The organism is Promicromonospora sp. NPDC023987, from assembly GCF_040639055.1.
Lineage (GTDB): Bacteria > Actinomycetota > Actinomycetes > Actinomycetales > Cellulomonadaceae > Promicromonospora.
Genome location: NZ_JBEZZF010000002.1, coordinates 1 through 18,672 on the forward strand (window position 1 = coordinate 1; position 18,672 = coordinate 18,672).

General features: G+C 71.8%; 15 protein-coding genes. 11 read left to right on the forward strand and 4 right to left on the reverse strand.

Annotated elements, in window-relative coordinates:
- Window positions 1–109: 109 nt before the first annotated feature.
- Window positions 110–703 (reverse strand): TetR/AcrR family transcriptional regulator, encoded by a 594-nt coding sequence (locus AB0F40_RS01410; RefSeq protein WP_357463011.1) that lies wholly within the window; start codon window positions 701–703, stop codon window positions 110–112.
- A 122-nt stretch (window positions 704–825) separates the two neighbouring features.
- Here AB0F40_RS01410 and AB0F40_RS01415 point away from each other — a divergent pair, with 122 nt between their 5' ends.
- Together AB0F40_RS01415 and AB0F40_RS01420 are read left to right on the forward strand one after the other, a co-directional pair.
- The gene (locus tag AB0F40_RS01415) at window positions 826–1,854 is read left to right on the forward strand and encodes an aldo/keto reductase (protein ID WP_357463014.1); all 1,029 of its coding nucleotides are present in this window, start codon (window positions 826–828) and stop codon (window positions 1,852–1,854) included.
- A gap of 46 nt (window positions 1,855–1,900) precedes the next feature.
- Entirely contained in the window at window positions 1,901–2,884 is a 984-nt protein-coding gene (locus AB0F40_RS01420; protein ID WP_357463017.1) for an SDR family NAD(P)-dependent oxidoreductase, read from the forward strand.
- Window positions 2,885–2,994: 110 nt separating this feature from the next.
- On the opposite strand, the gene AB0F40_RS01425 is transcribed toward AB0F40_RS01420, so the two are convergent.
- On the reverse strand, window positions 2,995–5,301 hold the full coding sequence (locus tag AB0F40_RS01425) for a hypothetical protein (RefSeq protein ID WP_357463020.1): 2,307 nt from the start codon (window positions 5,299–5,301) through the stop codon (window positions 2,995–2,997).
- A 139-nt stretch (window positions 5,302–5,440) separates the two neighbouring features.
- Between AB0F40_RS01425 and AB0F40_RS01430 the strand changes: the two genes are divergently transcribed.
- The 3 genes from AB0F40_RS01430 (at window position 5,441) to AB0F40_RS01440 (ending at window position 8,997) form a co-directional block, all read left to right on the forward strand.
- Entirely contained in the window at window positions 5,441–6,763 is a 1,323-nt protein-coding gene (locus AB0F40_RS01430) for a site-2 protease family protein (RefSeq protein WP_357463023.1), read from the forward strand.
- A 72-nt stretch (window positions 6,764–6,835) separates the two neighbouring features.
- Entirely contained in the window at window positions 6,836–7,978 is a 1,143-nt protein-coding gene (gene ispG, locus AB0F40_RS01435; RefSeq protein WP_357463547.1) for a flavodoxin-dependent (E)-4-hydroxy-3-methylbut-2-enyl-diphosphate synthase, read from the forward strand.
- A 59-nt stretch (window positions 7,979–8,037) separates the two neighbouring features.
- Entirely contained in the window at window positions 8,038–8,997 is a 960-nt protein-coding gene (locus tag AB0F40_RS01440; RefSeq protein ID WP_357463026.1) for a GNAT family N-acetyltransferase, read from the forward strand.
- 21 nt (window positions 8,998–9,018) lie between these two features.
- Here AB0F40_RS01440 and AB0F40_RS01445 read toward each other — a convergent pair whose 3' ends face one another.
- On the reverse strand, window positions 9,019–10,002 hold the full coding sequence (locus AB0F40_RS01445; protein ID WP_357463029.1) for a DNA-formamidopyrimidine glycosylase family protein: 984 nt from the start codon (window positions 10,000–10,002) through the stop codon (window positions 9,019–9,021).
- A gap of 343 nt (window positions 10,003–10,345) precedes the next feature.
- Between AB0F40_RS01445 and AB0F40_RS01450 the strand changes: the two genes are divergently transcribed.
- Window positions 10,346–12,172 (forward strand): proline--tRNA ligase, encoded by a 1,827-nt coding sequence (locus tag AB0F40_RS01450; RefSeq protein WP_357463032.1) that lies wholly within the window; start codon window positions 10,346–10,348, stop codon window positions 12,170–12,172.
- A gap of 25 nt (window positions 12,173–12,197) precedes the next feature.
- On the opposite strand, the gene AB0F40_RS01455 is transcribed toward AB0F40_RS01450, so the two are convergent.
- On the reverse strand, window positions 12,198–13,154 hold the full coding sequence (locus tag AB0F40_RS01455; protein ID WP_357463035.1) for a DUF4439 domain-containing protein: 957 nt from the start codon (window positions 13,152–13,154) through the stop codon (window positions 12,198–12,200).
- Between the two features lie 16 nt (window positions 13,155–13,170).
- On the opposite strand from AB0F40_RS01455, the gene AB0F40_RS01460 reads away from it, so the two are divergent.
- The 5 genes from AB0F40_RS01460 (at window position 13,171) to infB (ending at window position 18,642) form a co-directional block, all read left to right on the forward strand.
- Entirely contained in the window at window positions 13,171–13,338 is a 168-nt protein-coding gene (locus AB0F40_RS01460; protein WP_357463038.1) for a hypothetical protein, read from the forward strand.
- 107 nt (window positions 13,339–13,445) lie between these two features.
- A complete protein-coding gene (gene rimP, locus AB0F40_RS01465; RefSeq protein ID WP_357463041.1) occupies window positions 13,446–14,039 on the forward strand; it encodes a ribosome maturation factor RimP in 594 nt (197 codons plus the stop codon).
- A gap of 1 nt (window position 14,040) precedes the next feature.
- Entirely contained in the window at window positions 14,041–15,090 is a 1,050-nt protein-coding gene (gene nusA, locus AB0F40_RS01470) for a transcription termination factor NusA (RefSeq protein WP_357463044.1), read from the forward strand.
- 90 nt (window positions 15,091–15,180) lie between these two features.
- Entirely contained in the window at window positions 15,181–15,456 is a 276-nt protein-coding gene (locus AB0F40_RS01475) for a YlxR family protein (protein ID WP_357463047.1), read from the forward strand.
- 177 nt (window positions 15,457–15,633) lie between these two features.
- The gene (gene infB, locus AB0F40_RS01480) at window positions 15,634–18,642 is read left to right on the forward strand and encodes a translation initiation factor IF-2 (RefSeq protein WP_357463050.1); all 3,009 of its coding nucleotides are present in this window, start codon (window positions 15,634–15,636) and stop codon (window positions 18,640–18,642) included.
- Window positions 18,643–18,672 lie beyond the last annotated feature (30 nt).

The following is an 18,672-nucleotide window of genomic DNA, read 5'->3' on the forward strand; positions in this document are numbered from 1 at the left end:
CCGGTCCTCGGTGGAGACCCGGCGGTCGCACGGTGCGGTGGCCGCGTCGAGGTCCCACCCGCCGTCGGCGCGGTACCCGGTACGGCGAGTCAGGGCCGCAGGCCGGCCTTCAGGAGCATGACGGGCTCGAGCCCGCACCGTGCTGCAGCCCGTCCACGAGCAGGTCGAGCATGCGGCGGCCGTGCTCCGGCTCCTCGTCGCCCATGGGCAGGGACAGCTTGGAGACGGCGTACAGGAGGTCCTTGGGGCTCGCGACGGCGCGGATCGCGCCGGACTCGGTGGCGGCGTCGAGCAGTGAACCGAGGGCCGGCCCCAGGCGCCCGAGGAAGTAGGCGGGCAGGGCGTCGAACGCGGGGTCGCCCGAGTGCAGGGCTGAGGCGAGCCCGCGCTTCGTCGCGAGAAACTCCGTGTACCGGTGGAGCCACTTCTCGAGCGCCTCGACCGACTCGTGCCGCTCCGCGAGCACGGGAGCGGCGTCGGCGCAGGCGTCGACCTCGTGCTGGAACACGGCTTTGACCAGGTCTGACCGCTTGGGGAAGTGCCGGTACAGCGTGCCGACGCCGACGCCGGCCAGATCGGCGATCTCCTTCGCGGGCGCGTCCACGCCCGACGTGCCGAAGACCGACTTGGCGGCGTCGAGCAGCGAGTCGATGTTGCGCTGCGCGTCGGCGCGCAGCGGTCTCGGCGCTGTGTTCTGGGTCACTTCACTCCATCCCTTGCTATCCGGAACGGCTTTCCATATAGTTCTGGAAGAGCGTTCCGCTTAGTTCCAGAGTACGGCACGGACGGGGCGCTCACCAGACCTCTCGACCCCAGGAGGGCCCCATGCAGTACCGCAACCTCGGCCGGACCGGTATCAAGGTCAGCCCCTACGCGCTCGGCGCCATGATGTTCGGGGCGGTGGGCAACACCGACCACGACGACTCGATCAAGATCATCCACAAGGCCCTCGACGCCGGGATCAACGTCATCGACACGGCCGACGCCTACTCGCACGGCGAGTCCGAGGAGATCGTGGGCAAGGCGCTCAAGGGCCGCCGCGACGAGGTGGTCCTCGCCACCAAGGTGCACCTGCCGATGAGCGACGACCCCAACCACCGCGGCAACTCCCGCCGCTGGATCATCGCGGAGGTCGAGAACTCCCTGCGCCGCCTGGGGACCGACCACCTCGACCTCTACCAGATCCACCGCCCGGACCCCGAGACCGACGTCGAGGACACGCTGGCGGCGCTGACCTACCTCATCAGCTCGGGCAAGGTGCGGGCGATCGGCTCGTCCACCATGCCCGCCGCCGACATCGTCGAGGCGCAGTGGGTCGCCGAGCGGCGCGGTCTCGAACGCTTCCGGGTCGAGCAGCCGCCGTACTCCATCCTGAACCGGGGCATCGAGCGTGACGTCCTGCCGGTCGCCCAGCAGTACGGCATGGGCACTCTCGTCTGGAGCCCGCTGGCCGGCGGCCTGCTCACCGGCCGGTACCGCAAGGGCAAGGGCAACGACACCCACCGGGCGCAGTTCGGGTTCGAGCATCTGCGCGACGAGCAGCGCCTCGACGTCGTCGAGCAGCTCGTCCCCGTCGCCCAGGACGCGGGCATCCCGCTGAACCACCTGGCGATGGCGTTCACGATCGCCCACCCGGGCGTCACCTCCGCGCTCATCGGCCCGCGCACCATGGAGCACCTCGACAGCGCGCTCGCCGGCGCCGAGGTCGTCCTGAGCGACGAGATCCTCGACCGGATCGATGCCATCGTCCCGCCCGGCACCGACGTCGGCCGCCTCGACATGGCCTACGACCCACCCGCCATCCAGCAGGCACCCCTGCGCCGTCGGCCCGCCGAGCAGCGTGCCGCGGCCTGATCCGGAACCGCAGAACCGTCAGAACCGCAAAACGAAAGGCATCGCCATGGCGACCGAGCAACAGCCCATCGGATCCGGCTTCACAGCGGCCTCGACCGTCGACGACGTGCTGGCCGGCATCGATCTGACCGGCAAGAACGTCATCGTCACCGGGGGCCACTCGGGACTTGGCCTCGTGGCCACCCGGGCCCTGGCCCGGGCCGGCGCCTCGGTCACCGTCGGCTCGCGCGACACCGATCGTGCGGCGGCGGCCGTCGCCGGCATCGAGCGCGTCGAGATCAGCCGGCTCGACCTCATGGACCCGGCGTCGATCGACGCCTTCGTCGCGCGGTACCTCGGCTCCGGTCGCCCGCTGCACGTCCTGATCAACAACGCCGGCTATCCGGCGCCGGCCGAGATCGTGCGGGACGCGCGCGGCTACGAGGCGCAGTTCGCCACCAACCACCTCGGTCATTTCCAGCTCACCGTCGGCCTGCATCCCGCGCTGCGGGCGGCCGACGGCGCGCGGGTCGTCAACACGACGTCCGGCGCCCAGCGGATGTCGGACATCCTCTGGGACGACCCGACCTTCGCGCGTGGCGGCTACGACGCGGGCCTCGCCTACGCCCAGTCCAAGACGGCCAACGTGCTGTTCACGGTGGAGCTCGACCGCCGGTGGGCCGACGACGGCATCCGTGCCTTCGCCGCCCACCCTGGTGTCGTCGCCACGACGGCGTTCAACAGCTCGGTCGGTGTTCAGGCGCAGCGCGCCCAGGGCCTGATCGACGACGCCGGCCGGCCGGTCATCGACCCCGAGCACGGCAAGAAGACCGAGGCCCAGGGCGCCGCGACCATCGTGTTCGGGGCCACCAGCCCGCTGCTGGCGGGCATCGGGGGCGTCTACCTGAACAACAGCGACGTCTCGCAGCTCGACGACAACCAGCCGCCGCCCACGGCGCAGGAGATCACGGCCGACGTCGTGTCCCACTCGGTCGACCCGGAGTCGGCGCGGCGCCTGTGGACCCTGACTGAGCGCCTCCTGGCGGGCTAGCCACTAGTGGATCTGGGCCAGACCGGTGCTACCCAGTGCGCGCTACCCAGTGATTGGGCCCGAAATCACCGAGGTTTCGGGCCGAATCGCTGGGTAGGCGCGCCGCCGGCTCAGCGGCCCCGCGTCCAGTTGAACACCGCGATGCCCGTCACCAAGGCGCCCACCGTGACCAGGGCCGTGGCGGCGACCGCCTGGAGGCCGTCGATCAGCTCGGCGTCCAGCGCGACCTGGACGGTGCCGATGAGAGCGTAGACACCGGCGAACACCGTGATGGCCGAGAGCGTGCCGTCCATGAGCCGACGGCGCCCGCGCTCGCGCTTCGCCTCGGCGGCCCGCTCCCGGTCGCCGTGCAGGCGCTCGAGGGCCGCCAGGCGCGCGGCGATCGGTTCCTGCAGCAGCTCGCGCAGCCGTTCGGTGACGACGGCGGCCTGCTGCTCGAAGTGCGACGCCTGCAGCAGCTGGCGCAGCATCCTGGACTCCAGCGCGGAGGCGAGGAACGTGGGTGAGGTGATGGTGGTCAGCGTGGTGCGGACCTCCGAGGCGAACTCGTGCAGGCGTAGCTGCTCACGCGTGAGCCGTTCCTTGCGTTCCGCGAGGTCGGCACCGTTGTTGACGTCGTGGTCGGCGAGCATCGCCGCGACGAGCCGCAGATGGTCCGCGAGCGTGGCGTTCCATGCGCTGAACAGCCCGTTGAGGCTGGCGACGAACTCGGCGAGCGAACCGTACTGGGAGATCTTGAAGTGGGCGGTGCCGACCAGGGCGACGGTGGTCGAGTTGGTGGCCACCGCGACGACGTCGCCCAGGTGGCGCACCCCCTCGAGCAGCACCGGGTTGCGCTGGCGCAGCGTCCAGTCGCACAGCGTGGCGGTGCCGTAGGGGACGGGCTGGAGCAGCACCTGGGAGCCGAACGCGGCCAGCAGCTCGTCGCCCATGTTGACGGGCGTGCGCTCCGCCGGGGGAGCGGCCGGCCCGCGCCCCCGGCTCGCCTCGTAGACGGTGGTGACCACGTGCGCGCGGCCCTGGGCGATCTCGGTGCCCTCCCGGACCAGGTCGGCGGTGGCGCGCTGGAGCAGGTCGGCGAGGTCGAACAGCCGCTCCGGCGGCGGACCGTCGCCGTGGTCGACGTCGACGGGTGACCCGTCCGGGGTCATCCAGCGCACCCGGATGTCTGCGTGCAGGTTGGACAGCCGGAACCGGGCGTCCCGGACCTGCTGCGGCGACTGGTCACGGGCCGAGTAACGGAAGCGGACGTAGTGGTTGCCGAACTCGGTGAACCGCACGTCGCAGGACAGCTCGGCGATGAACGACCCGTCCGGCTGCTCCAGCCGCACGTTCGGCATCGACAGCGACACCCCGCCGTACGGGCGCGCGGCCCGGTCGACGCTCGCCCACACGTCGTCCATCTTGAGCCGGCCGCGCACCGCGAGCGCCTGGACGCCGAGCAGCCGGGGCCGCTCGTCGCGTTCGGCGAGCGTGCGGAGCGCCGCCACGGCCGCGGCGGGCCTGATGTCCCGCAGCCCGAACGGGTAGATGTAGACGGTGCGCAGGCGGTCCAGCGTGAGCCAGGGCGCGTCAAGGTTGCGGTGCAGCTCGGTCAGGTGCATCCGGTAGGAGCGCAGCTCGCTGGCCAGGATGTAGTTGAGGTGCCGGTCGGTCTCGGCGGCGCGCAGGCCGGCGAGCGCTGGGGCGAGCCGGGCGGGCTCGCCGGCCATCGCATCGGAGGCCGCCCGGGCGGCGTCGGCGAGCGCGCGGAAGTACCGGATGCGGGTCACGGCCTGCGGCACCAGGGCGAGGCGGAACGGGGAGCCGGGGTCGGGGATGGCGCGGGCTGCCAGGAGCAGGTCGGTGCACCGTTGGCCGGCCTGGGTCGCGGCGTCGGCCACGCGGCCGAGGTCGCCCGCGCTGCGGGCGGCGGAGGTGTGCATCTGGGTGATCAGGGTGCGGAGCAGGACGGCGACGGCGTCGCCCTCGGCCCGGCAGACGTCGTCGGGCGCGCGGTCGCGGCACGTGGCCCAGGTCTCGACGAAGGCGCGCAGCGGGACGATGATCCGGCCGTGCCGGAAGGTGTACTGCAGGGCGTCGCTCGCCTGCGACCACAGGTAGGCCCCGAGCAGGGCGGCGGCACGGGGCAGGTGGGCGACGGCGGTCAAGGCGGCGGCGGTCTGCGGTCCGCGGGGGTCGCCGGGCAGCGGGTGGCGGCGGTTCGGCGCTTCGCCGTCCTCGCCCATGTTCCAGCGGGACGCCGCCCAGACCGCGCTGACGTCGACGCCGATCTCGCGGAGCTGTCTCGCGACCCGGGAGTCGCCGTCGGCGGCCGGCCAGGCGTCGGTCTGGAACATCGACGTCAGGCTCTCCGTGAGGGAGACCGGGCCGTGGGGGTGCAGCTCCCGGGGGGCCGAGACAGACGAGACAGACATGAGCGCCAGGTTAATGATCAGTAACCGATGTTTCAACGAATCACCATGAATTCGGAAGGAGGTGAACGTCAGGTGGCCGTCGCGGGGGAGCCGTGCGCTGGCTTCCGAGTGTCCGGAATGGTGCCGTAGTCTCGGTGCGGTGAGCATCGTTCCGCACATTGTTGGTGTGCTCGTCCTCTTGCTGGGCGTCATCGTCTCCGTCGGCCTGCACGAGCTTGGCCACATGATCCCGGCCAAGAAGTTCGGCGTCCGCGTGAGCCAGTACTTCGTCGGCTTCGGGCCCACCCTCTGGTCGCGGACCAAGGGGGAGACGGAGTACGGCATCAAGGCGATCCCGCTGGGCGGGTTCGTGCGGCTGGTGGGCATGATGCCGCCGGCGCCGGCCGGCGCGCGGCGCGGCACCGGGTTCTGGAGCGAGCTCGTCGCCGACGCCCGCGACGCGTCGGTCGCCGAGGTGCGCCCGGGCGAGGAGCACCGCGCCTTCTACAACCTCTCGACGCCCAAGAAGCTCGTCGTGATGTTCGGCGGGCCGTTCATGAACCTCGTGATCGCCACGGTCCTGATCGCCGTGATCATGGTCGGGTACGGCGCGATGACGGTCTCCACCACGGTCGCCCAGCTCTCGGAGTGCGTGCCGGCGTCGGTCACGTCCGCCGCGTCGGGCGATGACTGCGAGGACCGGCCTGCCGCGCCCGCCGTCGCCGCCGGGCTGGAGCCGGGCGACGAGATCGTGGCCTTCGGCGGCACCGAGGTGACCGGCTGGCAGCAGCTCGTCGGCCTCATCCACGAGTCCGCCGGGCGTGAGTCCGAGGTGGTGGTGCTGCGGGACGGCGAGCGCACGACCCTCGAGGTCACCCCGGCACCGGCGGATCGCCCCGTCGTGGACGAGCAGGGCGCACCGGTCCTGAACGATGCGGGGGAGCCGGTCGTCAAGCCCGGCGGGTTCGTGGGCTTCTCCCCGCTCCAGGAGCGGGAGCCGCAGCCGCTGTCCAGCGTCCTGCCCGCCGTGGGCGACCAGACCTGGCAGACCCTGACCATGGTGGCGACGCTCCCGGTCCGCGTGGCCGAGGCCGCCACCCAGGCCTTCACCTCGGAGGAGCGCTCGCAGGACTCCGTCCAGTCCATGGTCGGCGTCGCGCGGATCAGCGGCGAGATCATGGCCCTGGACGAGGCGATCCTCGACCGTGTCATGTTCTTCCTGAGCCTGCTCGCGAGCCTCAACATCGCGCTGTTCGCCTTCAACCTGATCCCGCTCCTGCCGCTTGACGGCGGGCACCTGGTCAACGCCCTCTACGAGGGCGGCAAGCGCACGCTCGCGCGGGTGCGCGGGGCCGCGGTGCTGCCCGGACCGGCCGACGTCGCCCGCATGACGCCCGTGGCCTACGTGGTCTTCCTCATCCTGCTCGGGGTGGGTGGCGTCCTCGTCGTGGCGGACCTGGTGGATCCGGTGCGGATCACGTGATGCCCGACACGATGTACATCTGGCACCTTCTGAAGCAGGGATACTGAACTCGTGAGCGCAATCAGCCTCGGCATGCCGGCAGCACCTCCGCCGGTCCTCGCCCCCCGCCGCAAGACTCGGAAGATCAAGGTCGGCAAGGTGGAGGTAGGTGGTGACGCACCCGTGAGCGTGCAGTCCATGACCACCACGCCCACCACCGACATCAACGCGACCCTCCAGCAGATCGCGGAGCTCACCACGGCAGGCTGCGACATCGTGCGCGTCGCCGTCCCGACCTCCGACGATGCCGAGGCGCTGCCGATCATCGCGAAGAAGTCCCAGATCCCCGTGATCGCGGACATCCACTTCCAGCCGAAGTACGTCTTCCAGGCGATCGACGCCGGCTGCGCCGCCGTCCGCGTGAACCCCGGCAACATCCGCAAGTTCGACGACCAGGTGGGTGCGATCGCCCAGGCGGCCAAGGACGCCGGCGTCTCGCTGCGCATCGGCGTCAACGCCGGGTCGCTCGACAAGCGCATCCTGGAGAAGTACGGCAAGGCGACGCCCGAGGCGCTCGTGGAGTCCGCGGTGTGGGAGGCGAGCCTCTTCGAGGAGCACGACTTCCACGACTTCAAGATCTCGGTCAAGCACAACGACCCGGTCGTCATGGTCCGCGCCTACGAGCTGCTCTCCGAGCGTGGCGACTGGCCCCTGCACCTCGGCGTCACCGAGGCGGGCCCGGCGTTCCAGGGCACCATCAAGTCGGCGACCGCGTTCGGCTCGCTGCTGAGCAAGGGCATCGGCGACACGATCCGCGTCTCCCTCTCCGCCCCGCCGGTGGAGGAGGTCAAGGTCGGCAACCAGATCCTGCAGGCCCTGAACCTGCGCCCCCGCAAGCTCGAGATCGTGTCCTGCCCGTCCTGCGGCCGTGCCCAGGTGGACGTGTACACGCTCGCCGAGAAGGTCACCGCGGGCCTCGAGGGCATGACCGTCCCGCTGCGTGTCGCCGTCATGGGCTGCGTCGTGAACGGCCCGGGCGAGGCACGCGAGGCCGACCTTGGCGTGGCCTCCGGCAACGGCAAGGGCCAGATCTTCGTGCGCGGCGAGGTCATCAAGACCGTCCCGGAGGCGATGATCGTCGAGACCCTCATCGAGGAAGCCATGCGGATCGCGGATGAGATGCCTTCGCCGGAGAATGATGTGCAGGCCGGTCCGCCGGTCGTCTCGGTGAGCTGAGCCGAGCGGAACAGCAGGCTCAGGAACTTCCGAAGAGTCTGATTCGAACGGAGCAGAGCATGGCCCGCTGGCGCACCCCGGTACCCACCGGAGCGCGCCCCGACGGGCCGTCCCAACCGGACGAACAGGACATTCGAGTGGCGGATGACGGGCGGTCCGTCGCACGGTCGCTGACCCGCGCCGACCTGGCACAGGCCCTCGCGGTCTGCGCCGTCGACCCGGTCTCGTCGGTGCTCGCCACCGCTCGCCTGGAGATCGCGGCGCGCGCCGGCTTCGGCGCCGCCGCGGGTCAGGCCTGGGGCTTCCCCGACGTCGGACGGCTCGAGGCGGTGTGCTGGGCCGGTGCCAACCTGGTGCCGGTGATCCCGCTGGCGGACCCCGGCCGCCGTGCCCAGGCCATCGCGGCCTTCGCCGAGGTGGCACGCGTCCACGGCCGGAGGTCGTCGTCGATCGTGGGGGAGCAGGAGGCGGCGCTGGCGCTCTGGGAGCGACTGTCACCGCACTGGCCGCCGGCCCGCGACGTGCGCGCCGACCAGCCCTCCATGGCCATCGGGACGGCGCCCTCGCTGGCGCCCGAGCCCACGGTGCGCCGCTCGGTGCCCTCCGAGCTGAGTCTCGTGCTGCCCGCCTGCGTGCGCATGTTCACCGAGGAGGTCGGCTACTCGCCCGTCGCCACGGGTGGTTCGGCCTACGCGGAACGCGTGCGGTCCCTCATCACCGAGGGCCGCTCGTTCGTCCGCGTGGTGCCCGACGTCGGCGGGCAGCCCGCCGTCGCGTTCAAGGCCGAGCTCGGTGCGGTGGCCGGCGGCGTCGCACAGGTCCAGGGCGTCTGGGTGGAGCCGGCGTTCCGCGGCCGCGGCTGGTCGGAGTCGGGCATGGCCGCAGTGGTCGCCCTGACCCGCGCGTCCATCGCGCCGGTGGTGTCGCTGTACGTGAACGCCTACAACGAGCGGGCCGTCGCCGCCTACCAGCGGGTGGGGTTCGAGCAGGTGGGCACGTTCGCGACGGTGCTGTTCTGAGCTGCGCAGCTTCCCCTGGGGTCAGCGGAGCAGCTTGGACATCCGGCGGTCCGCGAGCGGCTTTCCGCCCGTCTGGCACGTGGGGCAGTACTGCATGCTCCGGTCGGCGAAGGACACCTCGTGCACGATGTCGCCGCACGGCGTCCCGTCCCACCCCGGGCACGGCTGGCCCGCGCGGCCGTGCACCCGCATGCCGCCGCGCTTGGCGTCCTTGAGCTCCTTGGCAGGCTTGCCCGACGCCGCCGCGATCGCCTCCGTGAGCACGTCGCCGATCGCCGCGTGCAGCCTGGCCGTCTCGTCCGGTGTGAACGACGCCGTCAGCTTGTACGGGCTGAACCTGCCCACGAGCAGGATCTCGTCGCTGTACGCGTTGCCGATGCCCGCGATCGAGCGCTGTTCCCGCAGCAGGCCTTTGACCTGCTGGTTCTTCGTGGACAGCAGATCGGCCAGCGTCTGCGTGGTGAACTCGACGGACAGCGGGTCGACGCCGAGGGACGCGATCATGTCGATCTCGGCGGGGTCGCGGACCACGTGCACCGCCAGCCGCTTGCGGGTTCCCGCCTCGGTCAGGTCGAAGCCGGAGCCGTCGTCGAGCCGCACGCGCAGCGCAAGGACCGCGCCCCGGCCGGAGCCGCCGAGAGACGGCCGTACCGGCTTGGTGGACAGTGCGTCCGACCAACGTACCCATCCGCCCCGCGAGAGGTGAAAGACCAGGTGGAGCGTGCCGCCGGGCGCAGGGTCGCGGGGGACCGGGTCGCGGGGGACCGGGTCGCTGGGCGCCGGGTCGCCGGGCGCCGGGTCGTCCGGCGCAGGCGCGACCACCACGTCCAGCCACTTGCCGTGCCGGCCGACGTCGGTCACCTCGCCTCCGACGAGCGCGCCGGTGGGTGGGTCGAACGTCTTGAGCGCGGCGATCGATCCGACCTCGACGGCGGCGACCGTGCGCCCAGAGGTCCGTGCGCGCAGGAAGTCGGCGAGCGCGGCGACCTCGGGCAGCTCCGGCATGGCCTCATCCTGCGAGACTTCCCGGGGCGGGGCAAGACCTGCGAAGCGTGGCCGAATCGCAACCTACGCCGGTTTCCGACCCTGGAGACCCTGGAGCAGGCGCCGAGCCGCAACTTGGGGGTCCTCCGAGGTGACTGGACGGGGCGAGCCGAAGGTTAGACGTCGATCTGCTCGGCGAACCGCAGGTTATGGGTCAACCAGGGCACCCGGAGGCGCGAAGCTTGCGGTTCGGCACCCCGCATGACGACTAACGTGCGGTTCGGCACCCACCCCAGACAGTGGGTAGGCCGCGGCTCAGCAATTCCGGCGAGCCGTAGCGGCCCTCGCGGATAGGCTGTCCCCCATGTCTTCCGCACGCCTCATCCAGGGCGACGTGCTCCGCATGTCGTCCCTCTTCGTCCGTACCCTGCGCGAGGACCCGGCCGAGGCCGAGGTCGCCAGCCACCGGCTCCTCGTGCGGGCCGGGTACATCCGCCGCGCCGCCCCGGGCATCTACTCGTGGCTGCCGCTGGGCCTGCGCGTGCTGGCCAAGATCGAGGCGATCGTCCGCGAGGAGATGGTCGCCATGGGCGGCCAGGAGGTGCACTTCCCGGCGCTGCTGCCGCGGGAGCCCTACGAGGCCACCGGTCGCTGGGAGGAGTACGGCCCCGCGTTGTTCCGGCTCAAGGACCGCAAGCAGGCCGACTACCTCCTCGCGCCCACGCACGAGGAGATGTTCGCGCTCCTGGTCAAGGACCTGTACTCGTCCTACAAGGACCTGCCGGTCACCCTGTTCCAGATCCAGACCAAGTACCGCGACGAGGCGCGCCCCCGCGCAGGCCTGATCCGCGGGCGCGAGTTCATCATGAAGGACTCGTACTCGTTCGACGTCAAGGACGAGGGCCTCGAGGTCAGCTACCAGAAGCACCGCGACGCGTACGAGAAGATCTTCCAGCGCCTCGGTCTGGACTACGTGATCGTCTCCGCCATGTCGGGCGCCATGGGCGGCTCCCGCTCCGAGGAGTTCCTGAGCCCGTCCCAGATCGGCGAGGACACCTTCGTGCGCTCGCCCGGCGGCTACGCCGCCAACGTGGAGGCCGTGGTCACGCCCGTCCCCGAGGCGATCCCGTACGACGACGCGCCCGCCGCCCACGTCGAGGACACCCCCGACACGCCCACCATCGCCACCCTCGTCGCGGTCGCGAACGAGAAGTTCCCTCGCTCCGACCGGCCCTGGACCGCCGCCGACACCCTGAAGAACGTGGTGCTCGCCCTGGTCCAGCCCGACGGCACCCGCGAGCTCGTGGTGGTCGGCCTGCCCGGCGACCGGGAGATCGACCTCAAGCGCATCGAGGCCACGCTCACGCCCGCCGAGCCGGAGCCCGCCACCGAGGAGGACTTCAAGAAGTTCCCCGGGCTGGTCAAGGGCTACATCGGCCCGCAGGCGCTCGGCCCCCAGGGCGAGCAGGTCGAAGGGCCCGACGGCGAGAAGGTCCCCGCGATCCGCTACCTCCTCGACCCCCGCGTCGTGCCCGGTACCCGCTGGATCACCGGCGCCAACGAGCCCGGTAAGCACGTGTTCGACCTCGTCGCGGGCCGTGACTTCACCGCCGACGGCACCGTCGAGGCCGCCGAGGTGCGCGCCGGCGACCCCGCCCCGGACGGCTCCGGCCCGCTGGAGCTCGCCCGTGGCATCGAGATGGGCCACATCTTCCAGCTCGGCCGCAAGTACGCCGAGGCGCTGGGCCTCGTCGTCCTCGACGAGAACGGCAAGCAGGCGGTCGTCACCATGGGCTCCTACGGCGTCGGCGTCACGCGTGCGCTCGCGGCGCTCGCCGAGGCCAACCACGACGAACGCGGCCTGGCCTGGCCCGCGCACGTCGCCCCGGTGCACGTGCACCTGGTCGCGGCGGGCAAGGGCGCCGAGGTGTTCGAGGCCGCCGAGTCCATTGCTACCGACCTCGCCGCCCGCGGCGTCGAGGTGCTCTACGACGACCGGGCCGGCAAGACGTCGCCGGGTGTGAAGTTCAAGGACGCCGAGTTGCTCGGCGCGCCGCTCGTGGTCGTGGTGGGCAAGGGCCTGGCCGACGGCGTCGTCGAGGTCCGGCCGCGCGTCGGCGAGGCGGAGCAGCTCCCGGTGGCCGACGTCGCGGCAGCGGTCGCGGACAGGGTGACGGCCCTCCTCGCCTGACGCCGCCGCCCCCGACCACAGCGGGTCAGGCGCGTTCCGGCAGGCCCGGGAACGGGACTGCCGGGGCGCCCCACTGGGTGGCGGCCAGGGCGGCGTCGGTGAGGAGCGCGACCAGGATGGCGCGCGTACCGGGTTCCGCGAGACCGATCAGGGTCGCGTAGTTCTGCGCGAGGTCCTCCTCGAGCCCGCGGGCGAGGTCCGGCGTCGCCATGTCCGGGTCGCGAAGCGCGTAGGCGACACGACGTGGGTCCTCCTCGGTCCCGTCGGTACCCGCCAGGACCGCCCAGGCCTGGGCCCGGGCGCGGTGCAGCCTGGCGCGGTCGTGGGCCCGGGTGCGGACCTCGCCGTCGGCCTGTGCCGCCCGCACCTCGAGGGCGTACCCCGCGGAGTCCTCGGCCAGGACCAGGGCGTCGAGCTCCTCCGCCGACAGGCCCGTCGGCACGGCGGCCGGACCCGTCTCGGCTGACGCCGGGGTCGCCGAGGCTTCGCTCGGCTCGGCACCGGACTCGGCGGGCTCGGGGATCTCGGTCGGGGGCAGTGCAGGGCCGCGCACACCCGCCAGCTGCGCGAGGTCCCTGGCATACAGCGTCTGCGCGGCGGAGATGGAGCCGAGCAGGCGGCCGAGCGGGCCCGCCTGCGCCTGGTCGGCGGCGGCCCGGGTGCGGGTGGCGGCGTCGCGCAACGACGTGACGACCGCCCGGGGCGTCTGTTCCGGCGTGGTCGCAGAGGGTGAGGCTCCGGCGTCCTCTGCCACGATGTCGCCGAGGCCGGAGTCGTACTCGCCCCCGAGCTGCTGTGCCTGCAAGGTCGTCGCCTCGGCGATGAGCTCGAGCTCGGCGGCGACGTCGGACTTGACCCCGTCGGCCGCGGCGGCGCCGTCGGCCTGGTCGGCGACGAGCAGCGCGTCGGCGACGGCGGTGCGCCGCACGACCTCCGCGGCGTCGGGGACCGGCTCGGTGGGTGGCGGCGTCTCGAGCCGCACGCCGCAACCTGAGAGAATGATCGCGCAGGTCAGGGCCAGCGCAGTCAGGGCCGACCGGCTTCGGGTGCTGGCCCTCGGGCCGTTGGCGTTCATCGAGGCCGATGATGCCATGTTCCAGCGGCCGATTCGTGCCCCGACGGACAGAGGTCAGGTCACGGACGTCACGTTCTACGCGAAGTGCTGAGGCCCGGCGCTTCGTTACGCTAGCCGTGGACAACAACAGCACATCGGTCGAACCGTTCCGGCTCGAACCGTGCCCCCGCACGTGGGGGAGCCGACGGGAGGCAATCGATGACACAGCAGGCGGATGCGGTCCGCGAGGTGGTAGGACCGGTGGTCGAGGCCGCGGGGCTGCACCTCGAGGAGGTGACCGTCGTCCAGGCGGGCGGCAAGTCGGTGGTGCGGATCACCGTCGACCTGCCGGACGATGCCCTGGGCAGCCTTGACTCCGACGCGCTCGGCGAGGTGGCGCGTGCCATCTCGGCGGCCCTGGACGAGGACGACGTCGTCGCGGGCGCCTACACGCTGGAGACCTCGACGCCGGGCACGTCCCGGCCACTGACCGAGCTGCGGCACTTCAAGCGCGCTCGGACCCGGCTGGTGACCCTGAAGATGATGGACGGCAGCCGCGTCGAGGGCCGGTTGACCGACGTGCTCCCGGACGGCGACGGTGACGTCCTGGTGCTCGACGGCGACAGGCGGATCCCGGTGGGCGACGTCCGCCGCGGGAAGGTCGAGGTCGAGCTCAAGAAGCTCGACGACGTCCAGGATGCCGAGGCATCGGAACTGGGCGAGAGTGCAGGTGAAGGCACCGACGACGACTCGGACGGTGCTGGTTCGGACGACACGACCGAGGGTCACCCCGGCCGCAACGAGGAAGGCTGACATGGACATCGACATGACCACCCTGCGGATGCTGGAGCGCGAGAGGGATCTCAGCCTGGACGTCCTCGTCGCGGCCATCGAGCAGGCGCTCCTCTCGGCCTACCACCGCACTCCGGACGCCTACAACCGGGCCCGCGTCGAGGTGGACCGCTCGTCGGGTCACGTCACGGTGTGGGCGCGCGAGGAGCTGCCCGTCGCCACCGACCCCGACGACCCCGAGGCGCGTCCCACCGTGGAGTTCGGGCCCGAGTTCGACGACACGCCGCAGGACTTCGGCCGTATCGCCACGGCCACCGCCCGCCAGGTGATCGTGCAGCGGCTGCGCGACGCCGAGGACGACCAGGTGCTCGGTACGTTCCGCGGCAAGGAGGGCGAGGTCCTTGCCGGCGTCGTCCAGCAGGGCCGCGACCCGCGGATGGTGCTCGTGGACGTGGGTGGCACGGAGGCGGTGCTGCCGCCGCACGAGCAGGTGCCGACCGAGGAGTACGTGCACGGCGAGCGGCTGCGTGCCTACGTGGTCGAGGTCAGCCGCGGGATGAAGGGTCCTCAGATCACGTTGAGCCGTACGCACCCGAACCTGGTGCGCAAGCTCTTCGAGCTCGAGGTCCCGGAGATCGCCGACGGCTCGGTGGAGATCACCGCCATCGCCCGTGAGGCGGGGCACCGCACCAAGATGGCGGTCCGCACCCGGGTGGCCGGGCTCAACGCCAAGGGCGCCTGCATCGGCCCGATGGGGGCCCGGGTGCGCGCGGTGATGGCCGAGCTGTACGGCGAGAAGATCGACATCGTCGACCACAGCGACGACCCTGCCGCGTTCGTGTCGAGCGCCCTGTCGCCCGCGCGTGTGTCTTCCGTCACAGTGGTCGACGCCGACATGCGTGCCGCGCGGGCCATCGTGCCCGACTACCAGCTGTCCCTCGCGATCGGTAAAGAAGGGCAGAACGCCCGTCTCGCCGCGAAGCTGACAGGTTGGCGCATCGACATCCGGTCCGACGAGGCTGCCGACGCCGACGCGGGTGGCACGGCCGCCGACGCGCAGGGCGGCCGGTAACGCCCGGTGGGTCGGCGCGGTAGACTGTCCGAGTCTGGGCCACGCGCCCGTCTTTCGACGTACCACGTACCTGGTTCAACAACGCCCGTCATGGGTCCAGTGCGTACGTGCGTCGGATGCCGGGGGCGCGACCAGCGGTCTGCACTCCTGCGTCTGGTGCTGGACGACTCGATGCATGATGACGCCGTGGCAGGTGCACGGCACATCGTCATCGACGTCCGTGCCTGCCTGCCGGGTCGCGGTGCCTGGGTTCACCCGGAGCCGCGGTGCCTGGAGCTCGCCGAGCGTCGCAGGGCCGTACCGCGCGCACTGCGCGTCGACGGGCCCCTCGACCTCGGTGAGGTACGAGCACATCTTGGCCAGTGAGTGCGAAGGCCGCAGGACCGTCCCGACCGGGCGCAACCGTGCGTCCGGCCGAACTATGCGATTCGTCGACAAGGAAGCGGGTCAGAAGCCGATGGGCACCCGATGAGTCCCCAGCGATGAGTACTCAGTACTAACGGTGGTCCTCCCTGTCTTGGGACGGACCGAGACAGGAGAGTTGTGGCAAAGGTCCGCGTCTACGAGCTCGCTAAGGAGCTCGGAGTGGAAAGCAAGGCCCTGCTGGCCGAGTTGAAGTCGGCAGGCGAATACGTCCGCTCGGCGTCGTCGACGCTCGAGCCGCCCGTCGTGCGGCGCATGCGCGACAAGTTCCCCGCCGGTGGCGGCGGCTCGTCCGACAAGGGCGCAGCGGCCAAGCCCGCGAGCAGCGCGCCCAAGCCGGCCGCGAAGCCGGCGGCCCAGAAGCCTGCCGCGTCGGCCCCGACGCCGGCTCCGGCCCCCGCGCCGGCACCGAGCAAGCCCGAGGCCGAGGCCGCGCCCACACCGGCGCCCGCCCCGAGCCCGAGCCCGAGCCCGACCCCGAGCCCCGCGCCGGCGGCACCCGCCCCGGCCCCGGCTCCGGCAGCCGACGAGTCCCCGGCGGCGCCTGCGGCGTCCGCCAAGCCGGCCGCGGGCCCCAAGCCCGGTGCGCCGAAGCCTGCCGCGGCTCCCAAGCCCGGTGCGCCCAAGCCGCCCGCAGCGCCCTCCGGCGCGCGTCCGGGTCGCGACGGCGGTCGTGGTGGCCGCCCCGGTGGCGGTAACCCGCGTCCGGGCAACAACCCGTTCGCGACGAGCCAGGGCATGCCCCGTCCGGGTAGCCGTGGTGGCCGCCCGGGTGCGGGCGCTGGTGCCGGCACCGGCACCAGCGATCGTCCGGCCGGCGGTAACCCGCGTCCGGGCAACAACCCGTTCGCGACGAGCCAGGGCATGCCCCGTCCGGGGCAGCGTCCCGAGCGCACCGAGGCTCCCAGCGGCGAGCGCTCGGGCGGTCCCCGCCCGGGTGGTCCCCGTCCTTCCGCGCCCCGCCCCGGTGGCACCGGTGGCGGCGGTCCGCGCCCGAATCCCGGCATGATGCCGGGCAAGACCTCCATGCCGCGTCCGGGCGACCGCCCGGCTCCGGGTGGCGGTCGTGGTCGTCCGGGTGGCGGCGGTGGCGGTCGTCCCGGCGCCGGTGGCGCCGGTGCGGGTGCTCCGGGTCGTCCCGGTGGCGGTGGCGGCTTCGGCGGCCCGCGTCGCGGTGCCGGCGGTCGTGGCGCGACGCAGGGTGCCTTCGGGCGCGCCGGCGGCAAGCCGGTCCGCGGGCGTAAGTCGAGGCGCGCGAAGCGCCAGGAGTTCGAGGCGATGCAGGCCCCGTCGCTCGGTGGCGTGCAGGTCCCTCGCGGCAACGGCACCACCACCGTTCGGCTGCGCCACGGCGCCTCGCTGAACGACTTCGCGGACAAGATCGACGCGAACCCGGCGGCGCTCGTGACCGTGCTGTTCCACCTGGGCGAGATGGCCACGGCCACGCAGTCGCTCGACGAGGACACGTTCGGCACCCTGGCCACCGAGCTCGGCTACCAGATCGAGATGGTCTCGGCCGAGGAGGAGGACCGCGAGCTGCTCGGGGCCTTCGACATCGACCTCGCGGCCGAGGCGGCCGACGAGTCCGACGAGGACCTGGCCGCACGTCCGCCGGTCGTGACCGTCATGGGTCACGTCGACCACGGTAAGACCAAGCTGCTGGACGCGATCCGCAAGTCGGACGTGGTGGCAGGCGAGCACGGCGGGATCACGCAGCACATCGGTGCGTACCAGATCACGCACGAGCACGAGGGCACCGAGCGTGCGATCACGTTCATCGACACCCCGGGTCACGAGGCGTTCACCGCTATGCGTGCCCGTGGTGCGCAGGTCACCGACATCGCGATCCTCGTGGTCGCGGCCGACGACGGCGTGATGCCCCAGACGATCGAGGCGGTGAACCACGCGCAGGCCGCAGGTGTGCCGATCGTGGTCGCGGTCAACAAGATCGACGTCGAGGGTGCGAACCCGGCGAAGGTGCGCCAGCAGCTCACCGAGTACAACCTGGTGGCGGAGGAGTACGGCGGCGACACGATGTTCGTCGACGTCGCCGCGAAGCCGGGCATCGGTATCGACGGCCTGGTCGAGGCAGTCCTGCTGACCGCGGACGCCGCCCTCGACCTGCGCGCCAACCCCTCGAAGGACGCGCGCGGCGTGGCCATCGAGGCGAACCTCGACAAGGGCCGCGGCCCGGTCGCGACCGTGCTGGTCCAGGCCGGCACGCTGCACGTCGGTGACGCGATCGTCGCCGGTACGGCCTACGGCCGCGTCCGTGCGATGTTCGACGAGCACGGCAACTCGGTCGAGGCGGCCACCCCGGCCCGCCCCGTCCAGGTGCTGGGTCTGACCAGCGTCCCGGGTGCCGGCGACACGTTCCTCGTGGCGCCGGACGACCGGACCGCTCGTCAGATCGCCGAGAAGCGCCAGGCGGCTGAGCGCGCGGCGACGCTGGCCAAGCGTCGCAAGCGGATCAGCCTCGAGGACTTCGACGTCGAGCTCAAGAAGGGCAAGGTCGAGAGCCTCAACCTCATCCTCAAGGGCGACGTGTCCGGTGCCGTCGAGGCACTGGAGGACGCGCTGCTCAAGATCGATGTGGGCGAGGAGGTCGAGCTGCGTGTCATCCACCGCGGTGTGGGTGCCATCACGCAGAACGACGTCAACCTCGCCACCGTCGACAGCGCCGTGATCATCGGCTTCAACGTGAAGTACGGCGAGCGCGTCGAGGAGCTGGCGGAGCGCGAAGGCGTCGACGTCAAGTTCTACTCGGTCATCTACCAGGCGATCGAGGACGTCGAGGCAGCCCTCAAGGGCATGCTCAAGCCGGAGTACGAGGAGGTCCAGCTCGGCTCCGCGGAGATCCGTCAGGTCTTCCGTTCCTCGAAGTTCGGGAACATCGCCGGTTCGGTCGTCCGTTCGGGCAGCATCCGCCGCAACTCGAAGGCGCGTGTGCTTCGCAACGGGACGGTCGTGGGGGACAACCTCACCATCGAGTCGCTGCGTCGCGAGAAGGACGACGTCACCGAGGTCCGCGAGGGCTTCGAGTGCGGTATCGGTCTCGGGTCGTTCAACGACGTCAACGAGGGCGACACCATCGAGACGTTCGAGATGCGCGAGAAGCCGCGCGTCTGACGCTGATGGCTCATTGAGTGCGGGGTATTC

What these genes read in the sequence shown, in the direction of transcription:
- AB0F40_RS01415 (WP_357463014.1), top strand. Translation starts at nt 826, where the DNA reads ATGCAGTACCGCAACCTCGGCCGGACCGGTATCAAGGTCAGCCCCTAC.
- AB0F40_RS01420 (WP_357463017.1), top strand. Translation starts at nt 1,901, where the DNA reads ATGGCGACCGAGCAACAGCCCATCGGATCCGGCTTCACAGCGGCCTCG.
- AB0F40_RS01425 (WP_357463020.1), bottom strand. Translation starts at nt 5,301, where the DNA reads ATGTCTGTCTCGTCTGTCTCGGCCCCCCGGGAGCTGCACCCCCACGGC.
- ispG (WP_357463547.1), top strand. Translation starts at nt 6,836, where the DNA reads ATGCCGGCAGCACCTCCGCCGGTCCTCGCCCCCCGCCGCAAGACTCGG.
- AB0F40_RS01440 (WP_357463026.1), top strand. Translation starts at nt 8,038, where the DNA reads ATGGCCCGCTGGCGCACCCCGGTACCCACCGGAGCGCGCCCCGACGGG.
- AB0F40_RS01445 (WP_357463029.1), bottom strand. Translation starts at nt 10,002, where the DNA reads ATGCCGGAGCTGCCCGAGGTCGCCGCGCTCGCCGACTTCCTGCGCGCA.
- AB0F40_RS01450 (WP_357463032.1), top strand. Translation starts at nt 10,346, where the DNA reads ATGTCTTCCGCACGCCTCATCCAGGGCGACGTGCTCCGCATGTCGTCC.
- AB0F40_RS01460 (WP_357463038.1), top strand. Translation starts at nt 13,171, where the DNA reads ATGATCGCGCAGGTCAGGGCCAGCGCAGTCAGGGCCGACCGGCTTCGG.
- rimP (WP_357463041.1), top strand. Translation starts at nt 13,446, where the DNA reads ATGACACAGCAGGCGGATGCGGTCCGCGAGGTGGTAGGACCGGTGGTC.
- nusA (WP_357463044.1), top strand. Translation starts at nt 14,041, where the DNA reads ATGGACATCGACATGACCACCCTGCGGATGCTGGAGCGCGAGAGGGAT.
- AB0F40_RS01475 (WP_357463047.1), top strand. Translation starts at nt 15,181, where the DNA reads ATGGGTCCAGTGCGTACGTGCGTCGGATGCCGGGGGCGCGACCAGCGG.